This is a genomic window from Salinivibrio sp. KP-1 (assembly GCF_000968645.1).
Lineage (GTDB): Bacteria > Pseudomonadota > Gammaproteobacteria > Enterobacterales > Vibrionaceae > Salinivibrio > Salinivibrio siamensis.
Genome location: NZ_LAQR01000002.1, coordinates 239,690 through 259,430, shown reverse-complemented (window position 1 = coordinate 259,430; position 19,741 = coordinate 239,690). Strand labels below are relative to the sequence as shown.

Below are 19,741 nucleotides of genomic sequence, written 5' to 3'. Positions count from 1 at the left end.
AGCTTGTCGCCAAGCCAGTCAAGAGATCCTGCCAGTGGGAGTTGTGATAGTTCGCTGACTATTTTGTGATTGAATCATGTACACTGACGGCTAAATGTCGTGATTATTTTCCCATAGTTTATCTAGCATGACCAAATATGGCCTCCGCACCCGTGTCTCTGTTCTCACCATTGCCCCAACGTTGATTGTCGGCCTATTACTGAGCGCGTTTTTTACCAGCACCCGCTACCAAGATCTTGAACAGCAACTGACGGTCACCGGCTCTGCGATCATCGAGCCACTGGCGATTGCCAGCGAAGTCGGATTGAAAAATGATAGCCGTGAAAACGTACGCCGGCTAATTGGCTTTGCGCACCGCCAGCACTCACAGTTTGTGCGCAGTATTGCCGTGTTCGACCGACGTAACGAGCTATTTGTCACCTCGAACTATCATCGCGATCTTGCCATGCTCTCGGTTAACAGTGGCCAACCTATCCCCACACAACTGCAGATAAGCCAACAGCAGGATACCTTGATTCTGCGCGCCCCTATTTTGGAGATTGGTCGGTTTACCCCTGGCCTCAATGTTGAGCGACCGCTGGGCTATATTGCCATGGAGCTAGATTTGAGCTCGGTGCGGTTAAAGCAATACCAGGAGATGATCACCGCACTGGTGATGGTTGCTTTGGGCGGAATATTGTCATGCTTCTTTGCCTATCGCTTAATTGCGGATGTCACCCATCCGATTGGTAACATGGTGACCTTAGTCGATAGAATTCGGCGCGGCCATCTTGATGTCAGGATTGAGGGTGAGTTACTCGGTGAGCTCGACACCTTGAAAAACGGTATCAATGCGATGGCTATTTCTTTGTCGGAATACCATTTAGAAATGCAGCAAAGTATTGATCAGGCGACCTGTGATCTGCGCGAAACCCTCGAGCAATTGGAAATTCAGAATGTTGAACTCGATATCGCCAAGAAAAATGCGCAAGAAGCGGCGCGGGTCAAATCTGAGTTCTTGGCCAACATGTCGCACGAGCTACGTACCCCACTTAACGGGGTGATTGGCTTTACGCGTCAAATGCTCAAAACCGAGCTCAGCAGCAGCCAGCGTGACTATTTGCTCACCATTGAAAAGTCGGCTAATAACCTGCTCACCATCATTAATGACATCCTCGACTTCTCTAAGTTAGAAGCAGGCAAACTGCTGTTGGAAAACATCCCGTTTGATGTTCAAGACATGCTCGATGAAGTGATGCGACTGCTTGCGCCGATGGCGCACGAGAAAGGACTAGAGCTCACCTTGCGGACCGATGCGCGTATTCCTGCAGGGGCCGTGGGCGATCCACTCCGTATCCAACAAGTGCTGATAAACCTGATTGGGAATGCCGCCAAGTTTACTGAGCGCGGGAATATTGATGTCAGTGTCGATCTCAAGCAGCTTCACGATGAAACCGTTGAGCTACAGTTAATGGTTAAAGATACTGGCATTGGCATTTCCGAACGCCAGCAAGCCCAGCTTTTCCAAGCCTTTAGGCAGGCGGACGCCAGCATTTCGCGTCGCTATGGTGGTACTGGCCTTGGCCTAGTGATCACACAAAAACTGGTCCAACAAATGGGCGGTGACATTGGCTTTACCAGTCGCCTTCACCAAGGCTCAAGTTTCTGGTTTACCCTGCAGCTCACGCAGACCGATTTGCCAGTTTCACAACCGCTCGACATTGAACCTTTGGTGGGTCGCGACATCGTGATCGTTGAGCCGAATGCGCGCACTCGCGAGATTTTGCGTAAGCGGCTGACGCAAGTGGGGCTGAATGTCGACACTGCATCTGGCACCAATGTGCTGACGGACCGTCACTATCACTTTGCCTTGCTCTGTTTCGACGCGGGAAGCATGCCGAGTCTTGATGCCATGCAACAAGCGGTGCAGGTCTGCGAGCAGCAAGCGCAATCAGTGGTGGTGTGTTTGCCAACCACTGAGCTAGAAGCGTCTGAGCATCTATTAAAAGCCGGGGTCAGCGCCTGTATTGCCAAGCCTATCCCTCAACGTAAACTGCTGGAGGCATTAATCGGGTCCCCTGAGGCTACGCCTTTACCCTTGCCTAAGCCAAGTGCATCACAAAAAGCGCCTTATACGGTAATGACCGTCGATGATAATCCAGCCAACTTAAAGCTGATCACTGCCTTGCTGGCCGAACGGGTCGAGAAGGTGATCACCGCAGAAGATGGGGTGAAAGCGGTCGCGCTTGCCCACCAACAAGCGTTTGATATTATTTTGATGGACATCCAAATGCCAGAGATGGACGGTGTCACCGCTAGCCAAGAAATTCGCAAAGCGGGATTCAATCAGCAAACACCGATTATTGCGGTGACCGCCCACGCGATGCCCGGTGAACGTGAGCGTCTCCTTGAAGCGGGGATGGACGATTACCTGACCAAGCCAATTGAAGAAGCCATGTTAGAGAGTACCCTCGCACGCTGGCTGCATCTTGATGAGGCGGCCTCTCAAGCGCAAAGCGTCCCATCGCCAAGCCCGTCAGCCAACCAAGATCAAAGTGTGCGACACCTAGATTGGCAGCGCGCGCTCAATCAAGCGGCAGGCAAAACGGATCTGGCGAAAGAGATGCTAACCATGTTATTGGCCTCGTTTGACTCGGTGAAAGAGGCCGTTGAGCAAGCATTGGCCGGAGAGTTAGAGAGTGATCAGTTATGGCACGCTATTCACAAGCTCCATGGGAGTTGCGCGTATAGCGGTGTCCCGCAGCTAAAAAGCTTGTGTCATGAGCTCGAAACCCAACTAAAAGCAGGCGCGGATATGGCTGCTATCGAGCCAGAGCTGTTAGAGCTGCAAGATGAAATTGCGCACATTGAGCAATTGGCACCACAATACTTGGGCACCTCATAAAACATCGAACGCTACACCGTGTGAGGTGCAGCCATACAGCAGTAAGCTTATGCGGTTTCTAGCACCACATACGCGATGGCATACGCTTTTTCATCAGAGAGGGTGAGCCAACACTGTGTAATGCCACGCACCTGCGCCAGTTCCGCGGCTCGGCCCGACAAGCGCAAGGTAGGTTGTCCCGAGGCCTGGTTGGTGATAATAAAGTCGTGGAACGTTACCCCGTTGGCAATGCCGGTTCCAAGCGCCTTGGCGGCGGCTTCTTTGGCGGCAAAGCGCTTGGCGAGGAAACGTCCAGGCGCGTGATGGCGCGCCAGATTGGCTTGCTCAGGCTCGGTTAAGATCCTGGCAGCAAAGCGTGGTTGGCGCGCGAGGGCTTTTTCAACACGCGCAATCTCAACAATGTCAGTACCAATTCCAGCAATGGCCATTTAGCGACGCGCCGCTTCCATGATCGCTTTCATATCCGCGACGGCTTTTTGCAAACCATCAAACATGGCACGGCCAATGATCGCGTGACCAATATTCAGCTCATGCATTTCTGGCATCGCCGCTATCGGCGTGACGTTATGATAGGTTAAGCCGTGGCCCGCATTCACTTTGATCCCCAAATCGACCGCATAACTGGCCGCCGCTGAGATTTTCTTCAACTCGGCTTGGCGATCATTGTCATTGGCGGCATCGGCGTAATGCCCGGTGTGCAGCTCAATAAACGGTGCGCCACATTGGTGAGCGGCTTCTATCTGGGTGCGGTCGGCATCGATAAATAAGGAAACCTTAATCCCCGCTTCGCTCAACGCTTGCGTGGCGGCTTTGACTTTATCCAGCTGGCCCGCGACATCGAGGCCCCCTTCGGTCGTCAGCTCTTCACGCTTTTCTGGCACCAAACATACAAACTCAGGCTGCGTCTCCAAGGCTATCTCGACCATTTCATCGGTGACCGCCATTTCCAAATTCATCCGGGTTTGCAAGGTTTCTTTAAGCAAGCGAACATCACGATCAGTGATGTGGCGGCGATCTTCACGCAAATGAACCGTGATCCCAGCCGCGCCTGCACGCTCTGCCAACTCAGCGGCATGAACAGGATCCGGATACGCGGTGCCACGCGCATTGCGCACTGTCGCGATGTGATCGATGTTCACACCCAAGTAGATTTTATCCATGATTATTTCCTTCTAAACAATTCTCTGCTTTTGAGCGGCTTGGGGCCAAGATATGGCTTGAGCGCCATACGCGTAAAACGCTTTGCGGCACGTAACTGAGCGACCGTCTCAAAGTGACGCGTCGCCAACGCACGCAGATCGGCCCCCGTAAATTGTCGGTGTTGGCTTTTCATGATCGATGCCACAAAGCCTTGCTGCTCGCGATACAAGTACGTCATGTTATCGTTAATCGGGTCACCGCTGCCAGCACAATGAAGAAAATCAACCCCATAGCCCAAGGCTTCTAATAACGCGAGTTCAAAACAACGCAGGGCTGGCTCAGGATTATTGTAGCGAGCCAGCTGGGTCAATGCGGTCACATAGTCATGAAATAACGCCGGGTAAGGCGTGTGAGGCTCCAGCACACGCATCACCAGCTCATTGAGGTAAAAACCGGAATACAGGGCATTGCCTGATAGCGGTAGGGCGAGGCCTGTGGCTTCGGCACTGCGTAAAGTGCGCAGTTCACCACGTCCCCCCCATTTGAGCAGCAAAGGGGTAAAAGGCTGCAAGGCACCTCTTATCGCCGAGCGTGGCCGACGTGCCCCTTTGGCAAGCAGAGTCACGCGCCCCTCGTGCTCAGAAAAGATATCCAAAAGCAGACTGGATTCACTGTAAGGGCGCGTATGCAATACAAAGCCGCGTTGAAACCCGTCCACTCACTCTCTCCTCCTGGCATGGGTACCTGAATCAGTGGGTCACTTAGAGATCGTCGATATAACCGAGGCTGCGTAGCGCGCGTTCATCGTCGGCCCAACCTGACTTCACTTTTACCCAAAGCTCAAGGTAAACCTTGCGCTCATACAGCTCTTCCATGTCTAGACGCGCTTCACGGCCAATGCGCTTGATCTTTTCGCCGCCTTTACCAATGACCATTTTCTTTTGACCATTGCGCTCAACCAAGATCAAACCATTGATATGAAACCCGTCCGTTTCTGGGTTGTAGTCAAAGCGCTCGATTTCGACGGTGACCGAGTAAGGCAGCTCCTCACCGGTAAAGCGCATCAGCTTTTCGCGGATAATTTCAGAGGCCATAAAGCGCTGAGAGCGGTCTGTGACGTATTCTTCAGGGAAGTAAAACTCACTTTCCGGTAACGCGTCGCGTACCTTCTGTTCAACCACATCGATATTGGTGCCGTGTTTCGCGGACACCGGGATCACGTCAACAAACTCCATCTTTTCCGACAAGGTTTGAAGGTGTGGAAAGAGCTCGGTTTTCTCTTTCACATTATCGACTTTATTGACCAACAAGACCGTTGGCAGACCAGAGCGCGCTAACTTGTTGAGCACCATCTCGTCGTCTTTGGTCCAATGGGTGCCATCGACCAAAAATAACACCAGTTCGACATCGGTTAATGAGCTGTTCGCCGCACGGTTCATCAAGCGGTTGATCGCGCGCTTTTCTTCGATGTGCAGCCCTGGGGTGTCCACGTATACCGCTTGATAGTTATCACGGGTATCCACCCCCATGATGCGGTGACGTGTGGTCTGCGGTTTCCGCGAAGTGATCGACAGCTTTTGCCCCACTAAGCGGTTCAGTAATGTTGATTTGCCGACGTTCGGACGGCCTACAATGGCAATAAAGCCACAGCGCTGTGTATCAGTCATTATGTTAACTTCTGTAATGCGAGTTCTGCAGCCGCTTGCTCTGCCTTGCGACGGCTGCTGCCTTTTCCAATCACAGAACTCTCCAGTCCTGATACTTGGCACTCTACCGTAAATTCTTGGTTGTGTGCCTCACCACGCACTTTCATCACCGTGTAAGACGGCAAGGGTTTGCGTTTACCCTGTAGGTGTTCTTGCAGTCGGGTTTTCGGATCTTTTTGACTCGCGCCAGGCTCAATGGTCTCGAGGCGGTGTTGATACCACTGCAGGATAATCTCCTGCACTCGGTTGATATCACTGTCCAAAAAAATCGCGCCAATCAAGGCTTCGACGGCGTCAGCGAGAATCGAGTCACGACGAAACCCGCCACTTTTAAGTTCTCCTGGGCCAAGGCGCATCACTTCGCCCAGAGAAAACTCACGTCCGATCTCCGCCAAGGTGTTACCACGCACCAAGGTAGCACGCATTCGGCTCATGTCGCCTTCGTCCACTTTCGGAAAACGGTGGTAAAGATCCTCGGCAATCACAAAGCTCAAAATCGAGTCGCCTAAAAATTCGAGACGCTCGTTATGGGTGCCATTGGCACTGCGGTGCGTTAACGCCAATTCGAGTAATGCAGCGTTGCTAAATTGGTAGCCGATATCACGCTGCAACTTATCTGTTAGTTTTGTCATCATAGTCCAGAATTAATCAATTCCACCAATACGGTTAAAGCGAATGCCTGTCGGTACCCACGATGGTAGCCAGCTATCATTGGGGCGCTCAAATTCAAAGCTAACCCAAATAGCAACCGCTTTGCCCACGAGATTGCGTTCAGGGACGAAGCCCCAGAAGCGGCTATCCGCGCTGTTATCACGGTTGTCACCCATCATAAAATAGTGCCCGTCTGGCACGACCCAGCGGTTGACGCCCGGACGTGGCTGATACGCGCTCACCCGATCTTGCTTTTTAGGGTGCACCAAAATCTGATGCGACTGCTCCCCTAACTGCTCCTGCGCTTGCACAAGGTTGATGCCCGCTTGAATAAACTGGCTCGGCTGAATATCGTCAATCGGCACCGGCTGACACTGAGATTCGCCCTTGGGCTGAATACATAGGCGCTTATCTTCATACACAACCGTATCGCCCGGCAGCCCGACCGTGCGCTTAATGTAATCGATATTGGGTTGAGGCGGGTATTTAAATACCACGATATCACCGCGCTCTGGTTTACCGGTTTCGACAATTTCAGTGTGGAAGGCAGGATCGCGTAAGCCATAGGCAAACTTTTCCACCAAGATAAAATCCCCGACCAATAAGGTAGGCATCATCGATCCGGATGGAATTTGAAACGGCTCATAAATAAATGAGCGCAGCACCAGTACCACCGCGATCACTGGAAAAATAGACGCCATATTTTCAACCCAACTCGGTTGAGGCGCCACTTTAGCAACTTGTTCGGCATCCAGTTCACGCGCTGACACCTTGAGGGTTTCCCCTGCCGCTTGGCGGCGGCGCGGTGCCCAACGGTATTTATCTAACGCCCAAACAATGCCGGTGACCAAGGTCACCAGCACTAAAATCAAAGAAAACGTATTGGCCATAATGGAATCCGTCGTTATTTATCTTTGCCCACGTGCAAAATGGCCAAAAAGGCTTCTTGCGGCAGCTCGACATTACCGACCTGCTTCATTCGCTTTTTACCTTCTTTTTGCTTTTGCAGAAGCTTTTTCTTACGGCTCACGTCACCGCCATAACATTTCGCGGTCACGTTTTTACGTAGCTGTTTCACCGTCGAGCGCGCAATAATGTGATTACCAATCGAAGCTTGGATGGCAATATCAAACTGCTGACGAGGAATAAACTCTTTCATTTTTTCCACCAGCTCGCGACCACGCGGCTGTGCATGAGCACGGTGAGTGATAATCGCCAGCGCATCGACGCGTTCACCGTTTAGGAGGATATCCACCCGCACCATGTCAGATACTTCATAGCGCTCGAAGTTATAATCTAACGACGCGTAACCACGTGAGGTCGATTTAATCCGGTCAAAGAAATCGAGAACCACTTCGGCCATCGGAATGTCATAGGTCAGTGCAACTTGGTTGCCGTGATAGACCATATCGACCTGCACACCACGCTTTTCCACACACAGTGAAATGACGTTACCGACAAACTCACTCGGCACCAAAATATTACACCGCGAGATCGGTTCACCAATGGTTTCTATGTCATTGATAGGTGGCAGTTTGGATGGGCTGTCGACGTAAATGACCTCGCCATCATTTTGGGTCACCTCGTACACCACGGTCGGTGCAGTGGTGATAAGATCGAGGTTATACTCGCGCTCCAACCGCTCTTGGATGATTTCCATGTGCAGCATGCCAAGGAAACCACAACGGAAACCAAAGCCCAGTGCCGCAGAGCTTTCCGGCTCAAAGAACAAGGAAGCATCGTTAAGGCTCAGCTTATCCAAGGCATCACGAAAACTTTCGTAATCATCCGATGAGATGGGGAACAGACCCGCATAAACCTGCGGCTTCACTTGTTGGAAACCTTCAATCCGCTTTTCACAGCCGTTTTTAGCATGGGTGATGGTATCGCCCACTGGCGCGCCGAGAATATCTTTGATCCCACAGATCACCCAACCAACCTCACCGGTTTGCAGACCATTAAGCTCTTTACGCTTAGGCGTGAAAATACCTATGCTGTCCACGTTCCATTCTTGGCCCGTGCTCATGATTTTCACTTTGTCGCCTTTTTTCAGCGACCCTTCACGGATGCGCACCAAAGAGACCACGCCGAGGTATTTATCAAACCAGGAGTCAATAATCAGCGCTTGCGTTGGCGCGTCAGGATCGCCTTCAGGTGGCGGGATCTGGCGTACAATGTCTTCAAGGACATCATCAACACCCATGCCGGTTTTCGCCGAACAGCGAGTGGCGTCAATGGCCTCAATACCGACGATGTCCTCAATTTCTTGCGCGACGCGATCTGGATCAGCAGCCGGCAAGTCAATCTTATTCAGGACAGGAACCACTTCCAGGTCCATATCAATGGCGGTGTAGCAGTTGGCGAGCGTCTGTGCTTCAACCCCTTGTCCTGCATCGACCACCAGCAAAGCACCTTCACACGCCTTGAGCGAGCGTGACACCTCATAAGAGAAGTCAACGTGTCCTGGCGTATCGATGAAGTTGAGCTGATACACTTCGCCGTCTTTGGCTTTGTAGTTCAGTGTCACACTTTGTGCTTTGATGGTGATACCGCGTTCACGTTCCAGATCCATTGAATCAAGAACTTGATCTGCCATTTCCCGGTCAGTTAGGCCGCCACATACTTGAATCAGTCGGTCAGAAAGTGTCGACTTACCGTGGTCAATATGGGCGATGATCGAAAAGTTACGAATATGCTTCATGTGTTGGTGTGACTTACTCGTTATCAATAAGAATGGGATCCTAAGATCAAGTGAGCGGGATTCTACCGAAAATAGTGGCTAGTCGCTATCCTGCTGTGTGGTATTTATTACCGCCAAGTCAGAGACGGGCTCCCCCATCACGCGTAACAGTTGAGGCTGTTGCTGCTCTTGGGTACCGATACGCGGTGCAAGATGACGCGCTAGGCCCACGCCAACCGCTCCCAGCCCTAGGCTTAGCGCGATAACGCCACCCTCCCCGCTGCCGGCGAGCGTGGCGAACAAAAATTGCCCGAGCAGTGCCCCCGTTAGCATCATGACTAAAGGCACCATGTAGACCAATAACGCGGAGCGTAATAAGGTCGCCTCACCTAAGCCGATTTCAACTAAGGTGCCGGCCGGCAGGGGTTTTGGGGCACGTACTTTAAGGTGTTTCACCTTACCAGGAAGGGCTTTGGACACAATACCAGTGCCACATTGACTTTGTGACTGGCAACTACCGCAACTGGTTTGCTGCTGGCAGGCCAATGACAACCAACCATCTTGGTAACTGGTAACTTCTGCCAATGCTTTGATCATGGTTCAACCTTCTGTTCTGACTTGCTCGCAGGCATATCAGTAATACGGACAGACTCCGCCACCCGTTTAGCTGTCTCAGGAGGAATATCGCCGACCACCGTGATTTCTGCATTGCCACTGGTCACGCTATGCAGTGTGCGCCGACCTTGGCGAACAATCTGCTTACGCACCGAGACATCATCGGCTTTGGCAAGATACACAGAAAAGCTGAACAAACCATCACTAAACATCTGACTCTCGACCGCACGTTTAGTCATCATCAAACGGTGACGATTGCTGTATACAGGTTCAAACCCCTCAGGTAACGCGGTGACCTGCCAATCTAAGTCGGAGCGCTGCGTGGTTTGTGGCAAGGTCAGTACCGGTGGCAATGCCAGCTCAGCCAGCTTTTGCATTGAGGTACTGATTTGTGAGGAGACGACCAACGACAACGCACGATATTGCTCAAGCGGATCGCCATCACGGTCGAGCAAATCCGCCCTGACAGGCAGTTTGCTGTTCTCATCTAACCATAATACATACGAATAACGCTCTCCGTCTTTCGGGGTAATCCGAACCACTTGGCAATCCATCCCCGCTTCACGCGCGTGCCCCATAGAGACAAAATCATAATGGTTAGCCAGCACATCGATATCGGCTTGGATAAGCGTTGGCAAAGGCGCAACCATATGATCACTGGCAATGGTGAAAGGGTCGTAGCCTGGTTCAAAATAGCTGATTTCACCGCCTCGACGGATGACTTCTCGCGGCGGGCCACTTAAATACATGAGGTGGCCGTAGGCATCATCCCCAACTTGGGCATGACGAAAGCGAAGGGGTTCGAGACTATTTTTACCTACCAAGATGTAGGACACTTCATAATCTAGGGTGTCGCTTGCGGTATCCATTTGATGTAACAAAGCCTCGGCAGAAGGTTCGGCCGAGGCTTGCGCAGACATCAAACTGACCAGCGCAAGCGCACCGATCAGAATTTTTTTCATTGATTATTACTGCTTGTCGACGGTGCCATTGTCTGATGGTTAGACAGCCTATCCTTATTCAAGCGCAGCTGCAATTCATAGTCTTTGAGCATGGCATTGACGCGGCGACGCTGCTCCATCAACTCGGCCTCAGAAGGTGTGGCACGTAGATCGTCACGGCTTAAGCTGACCGGCTCCGCAGCCCCTGCAAAAGGAATCGTTTCTAGTACTGGCGGCTGGGTTTGCGTGCTGGCCACCGGCGAACTCGCATCAGACTGATTATATTGCTGCACACCCACGATCACGGCCAACGAGACACACGCGGCAACGCTTACCTGTGTCAGCTGCTGCAGCCACCCTGGTAAGTGACGACGCGCCTTTTCAGGACGCGGCTGTGCTTCGTGCATGGGGAGCACGTTATTATCAAGGTGATCGCCTTGATAAGCAGGTTCTGCTTCCAGCGCGGACGCTACAGAATCGGCAATGTTCCATTGCAACGAGCTGGGTGCCTCACCACGCATCACATCGCGAATGGTGCTAAAACTCCCCCAAGCCTGTTGCGCGTTATCATCTCGCTCAATCTCGTGGATGACTGCCGTATCCACCAGTTCGCCATCTAACAACGCTGAAATTTTTTCTCTATCCGTCATTCAAGTCACCGTCATGCAGCCAGTAAAACTCGTTACCGTTTCATCAGTGGCCGGATGCGTTTTTCAACCGCTTCACGCGCTCGGAAAATACGCGACCGCACCGTACCGACTGGACAATCCATTACCTGTGCAATTTCCTCATAGCTAAGCCCATCGAGCTCCCGTAAGGTAATTGCGGTTCTTAAGTCGTCAGGCAGTGTTTCTATGGTCGAAAATACCACCTGTCTCAATTCATCTGACAACATCAAGTTTTCAGGGTTCGATATTTCTTTTAAAGAACCCCCACTTTCGTAATTTTCTGCTTCGTCGGCATCAATATCACTGCCTGGCGGACGTCGTCCTTGTGCCACCAAATGGTTTTTCGCGGTGTTCACAGCAATGCGATACAGCCAAGTATAAAACGCACTCTCGCCACGAAATCCCGGCAATGCGCGATACGCTTTGATAAACGCCTCTTGCGCAATATCTGGAATATCACCACTGTGTGTACCGACATAGCGGGCGATAAGGTTACATACCTTATTCTGATATTTGACGACTAACAGATTGAAAGCTTGCTTGTCACCATTCTGTACACGTTCTATTAGAACCTGGTCGGTTAGCTGCTCGCCCATTCGAGCGTTTACTCCTTGGTTGATCTTTCCGCCCGATTATCGAAATTCTAGGCCCGACGTTGTCAGAGCGCGGTTAAACCCGCTTGCGAGCTTTCGCACACGATTCGATAACCCAGCCGGCGAAAAGTTCCTCACCATGTTGGTTTTATTATGCGTTGAATCACATTACTGTGACGGAATGGTCAAAGAATGTTTCTTTGACTGAGGGCATTGTCGCCCGAACCATACCATGGTTGCAAACTTTCACCCAAGCGAGACGGGATTTGATCTTACCGCGCGCAGCCACGTCAAATTGGTGTAACATTGGGGGCGCAGAAAGAGGATTAGGGATCATGACGACCACAACTCAGGAACATCAATGTGACGTGCTAGTCATCGGCAGTGGTGCCGCAGGCTTGTCACTGGCGCTCCGCTTAGCGCCGACCCACAAGGTGATTGTATTAAGTAAAGGCCCGCTCAGCGAAGGGGCAACGCTTTACGCACAGGGCGGTATTGCCGCGGTGTTTGACGAACAAGATTCGGTAGAATCTCATGTCGAGGATACCCAAATCGCGGGCGCAGGTATCTGCGATACCCAGGTCGTGGACTTTATTGCCCGCAATGCTAAAGATTGTGTGCAGTGGTTAATTGATGGCGGTGTCCCGTTCGATCAAGAAGATAGCGACGACGACACCCCTCGGTATCATTTAACCCGTGAAGGCGGCCATAGCCACCGCCGTATCTTGCATACCGCCGATGCGACCGGAATGGCCGTGCAAAACTCGCTTCAAGACAATGTGCGCCAACACCCTAATATCACCCTGCTTGAACGACACAATGCGCTGGATATTATCACCCGTAAAAAAGTCGGATTAGGTGGTCCAAACCACGTCCTCGGCGCCTACATCTGGAACCGAAACCAAGAAGTGGTTGAGACCGTGCGCACCAACTATGTGGTACTCGCCACCGGAGGGGCCTCGAAAGTTTATCAATACACCTCCAATCCCGATGTGTCATCCGGTGATGGCATCGCCATGGCATGGCGCGCAGGTTGTCGTGTCGCCAATCTAGAGTTTAATCAGTTTCATCCAACGTGTCTGTACCATCCAGACGCGCGCAACTTTTTGCTCACTGAAGCACTGCGCGGTGAAGGCGCTCACCTTAAACGCCCAGATGGCTCGCGCTTTATGGCGGAATTCGATTCACGCGGCGAGCTTGCCCCGCGTGATGTGGTTGCCCGTGCGATTGACTACGAAATGAAGCGCCTTGGCGCCGACTGTATGTATCTCGACATCAGCCACAAAGACCCTGAATTTGTGATCAAACACTTTCCCACCATCTACGAAAAGCTCAAGCAATACGGCATCGATCTGACTAAAGAGGCGATCCCTATTGTCCCAGCCGCCCATTATACGTGCGGTGGCGTGATGGTGGATAAAAACGGCACCACAGATTTACCCGGCTTATACGCCATTGGGGAAGTGAGCTACACAGGCTTGCATGGCGCGAACCGTATGGCATCTAACTCGCTACTCGAATGTGTGGTTTATGCATGGTCAGCCGCTGAGCATATTAAAGCGCACTCAGACCATATCGAGCCGCATACTGCGCTACCCCCTTGGGATGAGAGCCAAGTAATTTGTTCCGACGAAGAAGTGGTGATCCAGCATAACTGGCATGAGTTACGCCTGTTTATGTGGGATTACATGGGCATTGTCCGATCAACCAAACGTTTGGAGCGTGCGCTACGCCGTATCGAACTGCTCAAGCAAGAAACACATGAGTATTATGCTAATTTCCGGGTCTCAAACAATCTGCTGGAGTTGCGTAACCTTTTACAGGTGGCAGAGCTCATGGTTCGTTGTGCCATGCAACGTAAAGAAAGCCGAGGCCTTCACTACACCATTGATTACCCTGAGCCTAACGAGCAATCCGGCCCTACCATATTAACGCCGGATCAGCCCTGTTAGCGGGTTTTGATTGCTCCCTCAGCCCTGAAATGAAGAAGGCCAGCCTCACGAGGCTGGCCTTTTTACTGGATATCATCGCGGTTATTCGCTTTTAAACTCGCTCACCGCACGCTCAAGGTGCGCGGCTTCTTCGGCCACCTTGTGTGCCGCTTCGCGGTTCTGATTGGCGCGTTCAGTACTGTTTTGCGCAATATCTTGAATATTGTGCACGTTTTGATTGACTTCTTTTGCCACCGAGCTTTGCTGCTCGATCGCCGTGGCAATGTGGGTGCTCATATCCATGATGTTTTGCATATCTTCCATGATCTGCGAGAGCTCTTGCGAAGCCGCTTCCACCTTACCCACGGATGTTTCCCCGTCTTCTCGGCTTTGCTCCATACGCTCAGAAACCGACTGAGTTTGCGCTTGCAACGACGTAATAATGCCAGAAATTTCATCGGTTGATTCACGCGTACGGGTCGCCAACTGGCGCACCTCATCAGCCACGACCGCAAAGCCACGTCCTTGCTCACCAGCGCGCGCCGCTTCAATCGCCGCGTTCAGTGCCAATAAGTTGGTTTGCTCGGAAATGTCTTTAATCACATCTAATACTGAGCCGATGGTTTCAGACAGCTTACTCAGTTCAAGCACCTCGTTGCTGGTATTACTGAGGGTTTCTGCCAGTGTCATGATCATCGCTTTAGTGTCATCCACCACTTTTTGTCCGTTCTCCGCACGGCTTAAACTGGTGCGCGCATTCTCCGCGGCCTGATCGGTATTACCCGCAATATCGCGAATGGTGCTTTCCATCTCATTCATCGCAGTCGCGGCATGAGTGGTTTCATCTAACTGGGTAGCCATGGCGGCCCCAGTGGCTTCAGTACGGGATTCAACTTGCTCTGCACTTTGATTAAGCGCTTGTATGGCGCGACTCACATCCAAAACCATGGTTTGGATACTGCCGAGCATCTGGTTAACGTCTTTCGCCATGAGGGCAATCTCATCACGACCGTTTTCGTCAGCTCTCAAGGTCAGATCCCGCTGCTGTGTAATGGCGGCCATTTGCTCACTAAATCGGTAAATACGCTGTTGAATGCCACGGTTCATCCACAACGAAATCGCTGTCATCACCAGTGCCAGTATCACCACCACCGATCCGGTCATCATCACGGTCTGTCTTAAGGCTTGCGAAATGGCCTGCTCATACTCTTTACTAAGCACATCGAACATTTCCTCAACTTGGTGGGTTTCCCCCCGGATTTGCCCCAGTAGGCCTTTGTCTGCCGCTAGCCCTAATGTCTTTTTCTGCGCGACAATCTTGTCCACTTGCGCCTGATGCGCTTGAAATAAAGCGAGCAGGTCACCGCGAAGGTAATCTTCAAGCTCTTGCATTTGGCTTTGATATTCGTCGATGTAGTCAAGGTTACTGCTTTGCACAAACAGTTTGGCATCTGCGGCTAATAAGCGGGCGCTACTCTCAAGCACAATGTCATTTTTGGTCGCTGCCACCATTTTCTTGCTCGCGTTTTGCATCTGTCCTCGGATCCCCTGCTCAGGGGTTAACCCCAATGTTTGGTAACCCTTACCCAGATCGCGAAAGCCGTTGGCATACGCTGTCATTGCTCGCTGCACTTTATCAATGGTCTCAGTCTCTAGCCCCAACGAAGCGCTGCGGGCGCGAAAATCACTCAGCAGCTGATTGAACGCGTCGACATTGTTATCAAAACGGGAGAGATATTTGGGGTCCATGCGCGCGAGAAAGTCTTTCTCATTGCGGCGTAGATTGAGCAAGATCACCTCAAGATCAGAGACCGTGGTTAGCTGACTGTGCATTTTTTGTAGCCGCGTTTCCGCTTTCCATGCAACGGCGGCAACCGCAAGTAGCGCCAACACCGACATCAAGGTGAGTGACAAGAGTTTTTGTTTAATATTCATAGCGACCCTACAGCGTTATCTGAGCAGAATGGATTGAACCCGTGTTCCTTGAATATCGGAGATAACGTGAAAAAGTAAAGCCACGCAATCGGTTTGTCACAAATATGTCACATGCTATCCCAGCCTTGCTGACAGCAATGCCGATAAATCAGACGAAAATGATAGTCTGGAAGGCCATAACGCCAAATATAAAGGTATTGGGCATCCGCACGCGCGGCGAGCACCAGCAGCCATGGGGTCGCATAAACACAGGTCAGTTTTCGATACTGCCCATTAGGCATGACCGCCCAAGCGTCAGATGAAAAGCGAAAGGGGCCTTCGTTAGCGATGAGGTGAGCATGGAAACGGAGCAAGTCTCGTACCGCCCAAACGGTTAGCACAGCACGAGCACTCAAAGGAAGGGAAACATGCGACACGGCCAGCCAAGCCACCATCGTTCCTAGCAAAAGCAGACAGACAGTGACATAACGCGGGCAATGTAGGTGACTATGTACGTAACTTACTGCGGTTATAAGCGACGACCTTATCGACAACAGATTTCATCTTCGGATCGTCAGGTTTACCATGCCCCATCAGCCAGGCAAACAAGTCAGGATCCGCGCTTTCCAAAAATGCGACAAAATCCTGTTTTTCTTTTTCATTAAGCGTGTCGTAGCAGGCTTCAAAATACGGCATAACCAACACATCCAGTTCCAACATGCCGCGACGACATGCCCAACGAACCCGCGCTTTATCCTCGGTATTAACCATTGTTTACCTCTATCGATGATGTCAGTACTCGCATACTATCAATGCCGTTATCGGGCGACTACTTTTGCTGAGCAACAAACCACGAATCTGAGAGCTCTCTAGCGTTAATTCGGTTTATACAGCAATCGCCCGACAAGACAAAGGCTGACAAGCTTTATGCTCCCTATTAGTATACGGGGCAGAGTCTATGTTTTCTCAACAGAGAGCGTGAGTGTTATGAGTGAATGGTATCAAACCGTAGCCTTTGAGCCTGCGGATACACACCCCAGTGATCCACAACCTGAACTGGCGATGGTTGCCCTTGATAACTGGGCAATCACTAAAGTGAGCGGCAATGATACGAAAAGCTACTTACAAGGCCAGCTCACTTGCGATATTGCGAACCTCGCAGAAGATAAATCGACCCTCGCCGCCCATTGCGATCCAAAAGGTAAAGTTTGGTCAGTACTGCGTTTTTTCCATTACCAAGACGGGCTCGCCATGGTGCAACCGGCGTCGATTGAAGCCTCCCAGCTTCAAGAAGTAAAAAAGTACGCCATTTTTTCCAAGATTGCGTTTGAAAAGGTCGATGCCGTGTTGCTCGGTGTCATTGGTACACAGGCAGACAAGGTAGTGGCTGATCACTTTGGCGCGCACGGTGACGTTCGCCAAGGGCAACAAGGCACCGCTGTATACATTGAACCACATCGCTGGTTGCTGGTGGTTGACGCGGCCAAAGCCACAGAGCTTACCCATCAATACTCAGCCGCATTGCTCACCCATGAGTATTGGGATAAGTGGGATATTGACGCGGCATTACCCCGCATCGAGCAAACGACCAGCGGTGAATTTATCCCGCAATCGCTAAATCTTCAGGCGCTGGACGCGATCAGTTTCACCAAAGGCTGTTATACCGGACAAGAAACCGTGGCACGCGCCAAGTATCGAGGCATGAATAAGCGCGCCATGTACACGCTCAGCGGCCACGCCGAGCACACACCTGTTGCGGGCGACAAAATCGAACGTGCGGTGGGTGACAATTGGCGTTCAGGCGGGACAGTTATTGCTGGCTATCGCGATGTGAATGGTAATGCGAGCGTGTTAGCCGTACTGCCAAATAACCTGGACGACGACACCGCTTTCCGCCTGGCTGAGTCTCCTTCGTACGCATGGCAGCGTGAGCCACTTCCTTATTCACTTGAGGACGATGATTGAGCCGTGTACGCGGATCCTAATTGGCAAACCCCGGTGACTGCCGCGCTCGATAGCGCCCATATTCGCTACCAAATACTGTGGCAGTCACGCGCGACACAATCGATTGAGGAAACCGCGAAACAACGTGGTATTGATCCTTCTCAAATGCTCAAAACCATGGTGTTGCGTGATATGGGAGGGCGCTATGCAGTGGCTTGTGTCCCAGGCGATCAGCAAGTCAGCCCACCCAAAGTGCGCCAACGACTCGGCTGGCGACGGATGACACTTGCCAGTGCCCAACAAGTGCAAAGCACTACCGGCTACGCACGCGGTACTGTCGCGCCACTAGGGCTCTCTCCGGATCTGGCCTTGGTCTTTGATGAGCAGATCTGGGACTATGAAACTGTCACTATTAGCAGCGGTGACCCCCATGCCGGATTATGGGTGCGCGTGAAGGATCTTCTCGCGCTTTGCCAGCCGCTGCGTGCCGAGATATGTCGTAATCGGGCAAATCAAATGAAGGAATGACCCAACGGATGGCACAAAAACACTGGCGGAAATACGATCTCAACTTGTTGGTGACCTTTGTCACTTTAATGGAAACACGCAGTGTGACTGGGGCTGCACAGCGCCTATCACTGGGTCAGTCAGCCATGAGCCATAGTTTGGCACGCCTGCGTACCATGCTTGACGATCCCCTTTTTGAGCGGCGTGGACACCAAATGGTACCCACTGCTCGCGCACTGGATATCGCCCCTAAAATTGAGGCGCTACTCGACACCCTCGCCACGGACGTGCTGACCCCGCCCGCTTTTGAGCCTGTCCTGTTTGATGGTCAGATCCGCCTTGGGCTCACCGACTACGCTGAGCTTATCTTCGCCCCTGCACTGTTCGACACCCTCAACCAGCAACTTCCTTTAGCACAACTTAGCTTGCGCCCGGTTGACCGTCGCCACTGTCTGGACGCGATTAAAAACGATGATGTCGACGCGGTGATCGGCGTGATCCCCGACAACACCGAGATTCTTGATAGTCAGGTATTATACCATGAGCAGCATGTGTGCTTATTTGATCCACACAGCACCGGGCTCGGCACACCCATCACCCTCGCCGATTTTGTCGCTACACCACATGCACTGGTTAGCACATATGGCCAGCTCTCCAGCCCGATAGATGCGCGTTTGGCAGCACTCGGCTATCATCGACAAGTGGTGATGGGATCGCAGCGGTTTCTCACGGTGAGGCAACTGCTCAAAGGGCGACAGCTGCTTTGTACCGTCCCAGAGCTTATGGCGCGATTAGATACCTTTAACGATGCTAACCATCTGGCATTCAGCCCTCCCCCTATTGATGTTCCAGGGTTTGATATTGGCTTGGCATGGCGACATCAAGCGAGCGGTCACCCCAAAATGCAGTGGCTCATTGATCAGATCACCACCATTGTCGACAAGCGCGTGGCTTCCCTAAAAACGTCATCAACCCTGTCTCACTCACAAAAGGAAACCTAATGAACATCGTCTCTCTATCGACCCTTAATCCCGATTACGTGGCGCAACGGGTCAGTGAAACGTTCACGCATAGTGAGGGGGCCGACACCGGTGAAGTCATCCGACAACTGGTGGATAAGCTGCTCGGTGAAACGCCCAGTGAAGACTGTCATGGCTGGGGATACCTTGAGGGTGAGAGCTTAGTGGGCGCTGTCTTTTTCTCACGGCTGACCTACCCGCATACCGATAAGATAGCGCTGCTCTCTCCGATGGCTATCCACCCGGATTATCAGCGCCAAGGGCATGGAAAAGCATTAATCAACGCCGGGCTGCAACAGCTACGCACTTTGGGTTATCAGGCGGTGATGACCTACGGGGATCCTGCTTTCTACACCCAGCTAGGGTTTCGCGCTGCCGACCCTACCGAGATCGTGCCACCACATACATTAAGCTACCCACACGGTTGGCTGGCCCAGTCGCTTACTGACAGTGACTTGCCGGCATTAGGCTCCAAACCGTGCTGCGTCGATGCCTTCAACCAGGCGGATTTATGGTAAGGATAAAGTGAATGTTTTTTTAGGCATTGT

At 51.9% G+C, this 19,741-nt stretch carries 20 protein-coding genes; 6 read left to right on the top strand and 14 right to left on the bottom strand.

All coding sequences use genetic code 11. The features are described from left to right. Positions 1 to 127: 127 nt before the first annotated feature. On the top strand, positions 128 to 2,884 hold the full coding sequence (gene barA / locus WN56_RS05650) for a two-component sensor histidine kinase BarA (protein ID WP_046074091.1): 2,757 nt from the start codon (positions 128 to 130) through the stop codon (positions 2,882 to 2,884). Between the two features lie 47 nt (positions 2,885 to 2,931). Here barA and acpS read toward each other — a convergent pair whose 3' ends face one another. The 11 genes from acpS to rpoE form a co-directional block, all read right to left on the bottom strand. Continuing rightward, positions 2,932 to 3,312, bottom strand: coding sequence for a holo-ACP synthase (acpS, locus tag WN56_RS05645; protein ID WP_046074090.1), 381 nt, complete (start codon positions 3,310 to 3,312; stop codon positions 2,932 to 2,934). Continuing rightward, positions 3,313 to 4,044 (bottom strand): pyridoxine 5'-phosphate synthase, encoded by a 732-nt coding sequence (gene pdxJ / locus WN56_RS05640; RefSeq protein ID WP_046074089.1) that lies wholly within the window; start codon positions 4,042 to 4,044, stop codon positions 3,313 to 3,315. A 2-nt stretch (positions 4,045 to 4,046) separates the two neighbouring features. Further along, on the bottom strand, positions 4,047 to 4,742 hold the full coding sequence (recO, locus tag WN56_RS05635; RefSeq protein ID WP_046074088.1) for a DNA repair protein RecO: 696 nt from the start codon (positions 4,740 to 4,742) through the stop codon (positions 4,047 to 4,049). 43 nt (positions 4,743 to 4,785) lie between these two features. After that, positions 4,786 to 5,691 (bottom strand): GTPase Era, encoded by a 906-nt coding sequence (gene era, locus WN56_RS05630; RefSeq protein WP_046074087.1) that lies wholly within the window; start codon positions 5,689 to 5,691, stop codon positions 4,786 to 4,788. Beyond that, entirely contained in the window at positions 5,691 to 6,362 is a 672-nt protein-coding gene (gene rnc / locus WN56_RS05625) for a ribonuclease III (protein ID WP_046074214.1), read from the bottom strand. The genes era and rnc overlap by 1 nt, the downstream gene beginning before the upstream one ends. A 12-nt stretch (positions 6,363 to 6,374) precedes the next feature. Further along, positions 6,375 to 7,271 carry a signal peptidase I gene (lepB, locus tag WN56_RS05620; protein ID WP_046074086.1) on the bottom strand — a complete coding sequence of 299 codons (897 nt, stop codon included), beginning with the start codon at positions 7,269 to 7,271 and terminating at the stop codon, positions 6,375 to 6,377. Between the two features lie 14 nt (positions 7,272 to 7,285). Then, the gene (gene lepA, locus WN56_RS05615; RefSeq protein ID WP_046074085.1) at positions 7,286 to 9,082 is read right to left on the bottom strand and encodes a translation elongation factor 4; all 1,797 of its coding nucleotides are present in this window, start codon (positions 9,080 to 9,082) and stop codon (positions 7,286 to 7,288) included. Between the two features lie 78 nt (positions 9,083 to 9,160). Next, positions 9,161 to 9,658 (bottom strand): SoxR reducing system RseC family protein, encoded by a 498-nt coding sequence (locus tag WN56_RS05610; protein ID WP_046074084.1) that lies wholly within the window; start codon positions 9,656 to 9,658, stop codon positions 9,161 to 9,163. Beyond that, positions 9,655 to 10,638, bottom strand: coding sequence for a sigma-E factor regulatory protein RseB (gene rseB / locus WN56_RS05605; RefSeq protein WP_046074083.1), 984 nt, complete (start codon positions 10,636 to 10,638; stop codon positions 9,655 to 9,657). The genes WN56_RS05610 and rseB overlap by 4 nt, the downstream gene beginning before the upstream one ends. Then, positions 10,635 to 11,267 carry an RseA family anti-sigma factor gene (locus tag WN56_RS05600; RefSeq protein WP_046074082.1) on the bottom strand — a complete coding sequence of 211 codons (633 nt, stop codon included), beginning with the start codon at positions 11,265 to 11,267 and terminating at the stop codon, positions 10,635 to 10,637. Before WN56_RS05600 ends, rseB begins: the two co-directional genes overlap by 4 nt. 32 nt (positions 11,268 to 11,299) lie before the next feature. Then, positions 11,300 to 11,881 (bottom strand): RNA polymerase sigma factor RpoE, encoded by a 582-nt coding sequence (gene rpoE, locus WN56_RS05595; RefSeq protein ID WP_046074081.1) that lies wholly within the window; start codon positions 11,879 to 11,881, stop codon positions 11,300 to 11,302. A 332-nt stretch (positions 11,882 to 12,213) separates the two neighbouring features. Between rpoE and nadB the strand changes: the two genes are divergently transcribed. Next, complete coding sequence (nadB, locus tag WN56_RS05590) at positions 12,214 to 13,830, top strand: L-aspartate oxidase (protein ID WP_046074080.1); 1,617 nt, start codon at positions 12,214 to 12,216, stop codon at positions 13,828 to 13,830. An 81-nt stretch (positions 13,831 to 13,911) separates the two neighbouring features. On the opposite strand, the gene WN56_RS05585 is transcribed toward nadB, so the two are convergent. The 3 genes from WN56_RS05585 to WN56_RS05575 form a co-directional block, all read right to left on the bottom strand. Continuing rightward, positions 13,912 to 15,744, bottom strand: a complete 1,833-nt coding sequence (locus tag WN56_RS05585; protein WP_046074079.1) for a methyl-accepting chemotaxis protein — start codon at positions 15,742 to 15,744, stop codon at positions 13,912 to 13,914. A gap of 107 nt (positions 15,745 to 15,851) precedes the next feature. After that, positions 15,852 to 16,178, bottom strand: coding sequence for a hypothetical protein (locus WN56_RS05580; protein WP_046074078.1), 327 nt, complete (start codon positions 16,176 to 16,178; stop codon positions 15,852 to 15,854). 52 nt (positions 16,179 to 16,230) lie between these two features. Then, positions 16,231 to 16,494: a succinate dehydrogenase assembly factor 2 gene (locus WN56_RS05575; protein ID WP_046074077.1), complete on the bottom strand. Its 264-nt coding sequence runs from the start codon at positions 16,492 to 16,494 to the stop codon at positions 16,231 to 16,233. Between the two features lie 216 nt (positions 16,495 to 16,710). Between WN56_RS05575 and ygfZ the strand changes: the two genes are divergently transcribed. Genes ygfZ through WN56_RS05555 form a run of 4 tightly spaced genes read left to right on the top strand, consistent with a single transcriptional unit; the run spans position 16,711 to position 19,711 of the window. After that, positions 16,711 to 17,688 carry a tRNA-modifying protein YgfZ gene (ygfZ, locus tag WN56_RS05570; protein WP_046074076.1) on the top strand — a complete coding sequence of 326 codons (978 nt, stop codon included), beginning with the start codon at positions 16,711 to 16,713 and terminating at the stop codon, positions 17,686 to 17,688. A 3-nt stretch (positions 17,689 to 17,691) separates the two neighbouring features. Continuing rightward, on the top strand, positions 17,692 to 18,195 hold the full coding sequence (locus WN56_RS05565; protein WP_046074075.1) for an aminoacyl-tRNA deacylase: 504 nt from the start codon (positions 17,692 to 17,694) through the stop codon (positions 18,193 to 18,195). 8 nt (positions 18,196 to 18,203) lie between these two features. Beyond that, a complete protein-coding gene (locus tag WN56_RS05560; RefSeq protein WP_046074074.1) occupies positions 18,204 to 19,175 on the top strand; it encodes a LysR family transcriptional regulator in 972 nt (323 codons plus the stop codon). Then, positions 19,175 to 19,711, top strand: coding sequence for a GNAT family N-acetyltransferase (locus WN56_RS05555; protein ID WP_046074073.1), 537 nt, complete (start codon positions 19,175 to 19,177; stop codon positions 19,709 to 19,711). Before WN56_RS05560 ends, WN56_RS05555 begins: the two co-directional genes overlap by 1 nt. Positions 19,712 to 19,741 lie beyond the last annotated feature (30 nt).

Excerpts from the sequence above, each read along its gene's own strand:
- nadB (WP_046074080.1), top strand. The coding sequence starts at position 12,214 with ATGACGACCACAACTCAGGAACATCAATGTGACGTGCTAGTCATCGGC.
- rseB (WP_046074083.1), bottom strand. The coding sequence starts at position 10,638 with ATGAAAAAAATTCTGATCGGTGCGCTTGCGCTGGTCAGTTTGATGTCT.
- rnc (WP_046074214.1), bottom strand. The coding sequence starts at position 6,362 with ATGACAAAACTAACAGATAAGTTGCAGCGTGATATCGGCTACCAATTT.
- WN56_RS05580 (WP_046074078.1), bottom strand. The coding sequence starts at position 16,178 with ATGGTGGCTTGGCTGGCCGTGTCGCATGTTTCCCTTCCTTTGAGTGCT.
- WN56_RS05585 (WP_046074079.1), bottom strand. The coding sequence starts at position 15,744 with ATGAATATTAAACAAAAACTCTTGTCACTCACCTTGATGTCGGTGTTG.
- era (WP_046074087.1), bottom strand. The coding sequence starts at position 5,691 with ATGACTGATACACAGCGCTGTGGCTTTATTGCCATTGTAGGCCGTCCG.
- WN56_RS05560 (WP_046074074.1), top strand. The coding sequence starts at position 18,204 with ATGGCACAAAAACACTGGCGGAAATACGATCTCAACTTGTTGGTGACC.
- lepB (WP_046074086.1), bottom strand. The coding sequence starts at position 7,271 with ATGGCCAATACGTTTTCTTTGATTTTAGTGCTGGTGACCTTGGTCACC.
- lepA (WP_046074085.1), bottom strand. The coding sequence starts at position 9,082 with ATGAAGCATATTCGTAACTTTTCGATCATCGCCCATATTGACCACGGT.
- ygfZ (WP_046074076.1), top strand. The coding sequence starts at position 16,711 with ATGAGTGAATGGTATCAAACCGTAGCCTTTGAGCCTGCGGATACACAC.
- WN56_RS05610 (WP_046074084.1), bottom strand. The coding sequence starts at position 9,658 with ATGATCAAAGCATTGGCAGAAGTTACCAGTTACCAAGATGGTTGGTTG.
- WN56_RS05600 (WP_046074082.1), bottom strand. The coding sequence starts at position 11,267 with ATGACGGATAGAGAAAAAATTTCAGCGTTGTTAGATGGCGAACTGGTG.
- pdxJ (WP_046074089.1), bottom strand. The coding sequence starts at position 4,044 with ATGGATAAAATCTACTTGGGTGTGAACATCGATCACATCGCGACAGTG.
- rpoE (WP_046074081.1), bottom strand. The coding sequence starts at position 11,881 with ATGGGCGAGCAGCTAACCGACCAGGTTCTAATAGAACGTGTACAGAAT.
- acpS (WP_046074090.1), bottom strand. The coding sequence starts at position 3,312 with ATGGCCATTGCTGGAATTGGTACTGACATTGTTGAGATTGCGCGTGTT.
- barA (WP_046074091.1), top strand. The coding sequence starts at position 128 with ATGACCAAATATGGCCTCCGCACCCGTGTCTCTGTTCTCACCATTGCC.
- WN56_RS05555 (WP_046074073.1), top strand. The coding sequence starts at position 19,175 with ATGAACATCGTCTCTCTATCGACCCTTAATCCCGATTACGTGGCGCAA.
- WN56_RS05575 (WP_046074077.1), bottom strand. The coding sequence starts at position 16,494 with ATGGTTAATACCGAGGATAAAGCGCGGGTTCGTTGGGCATGTCGTCGC.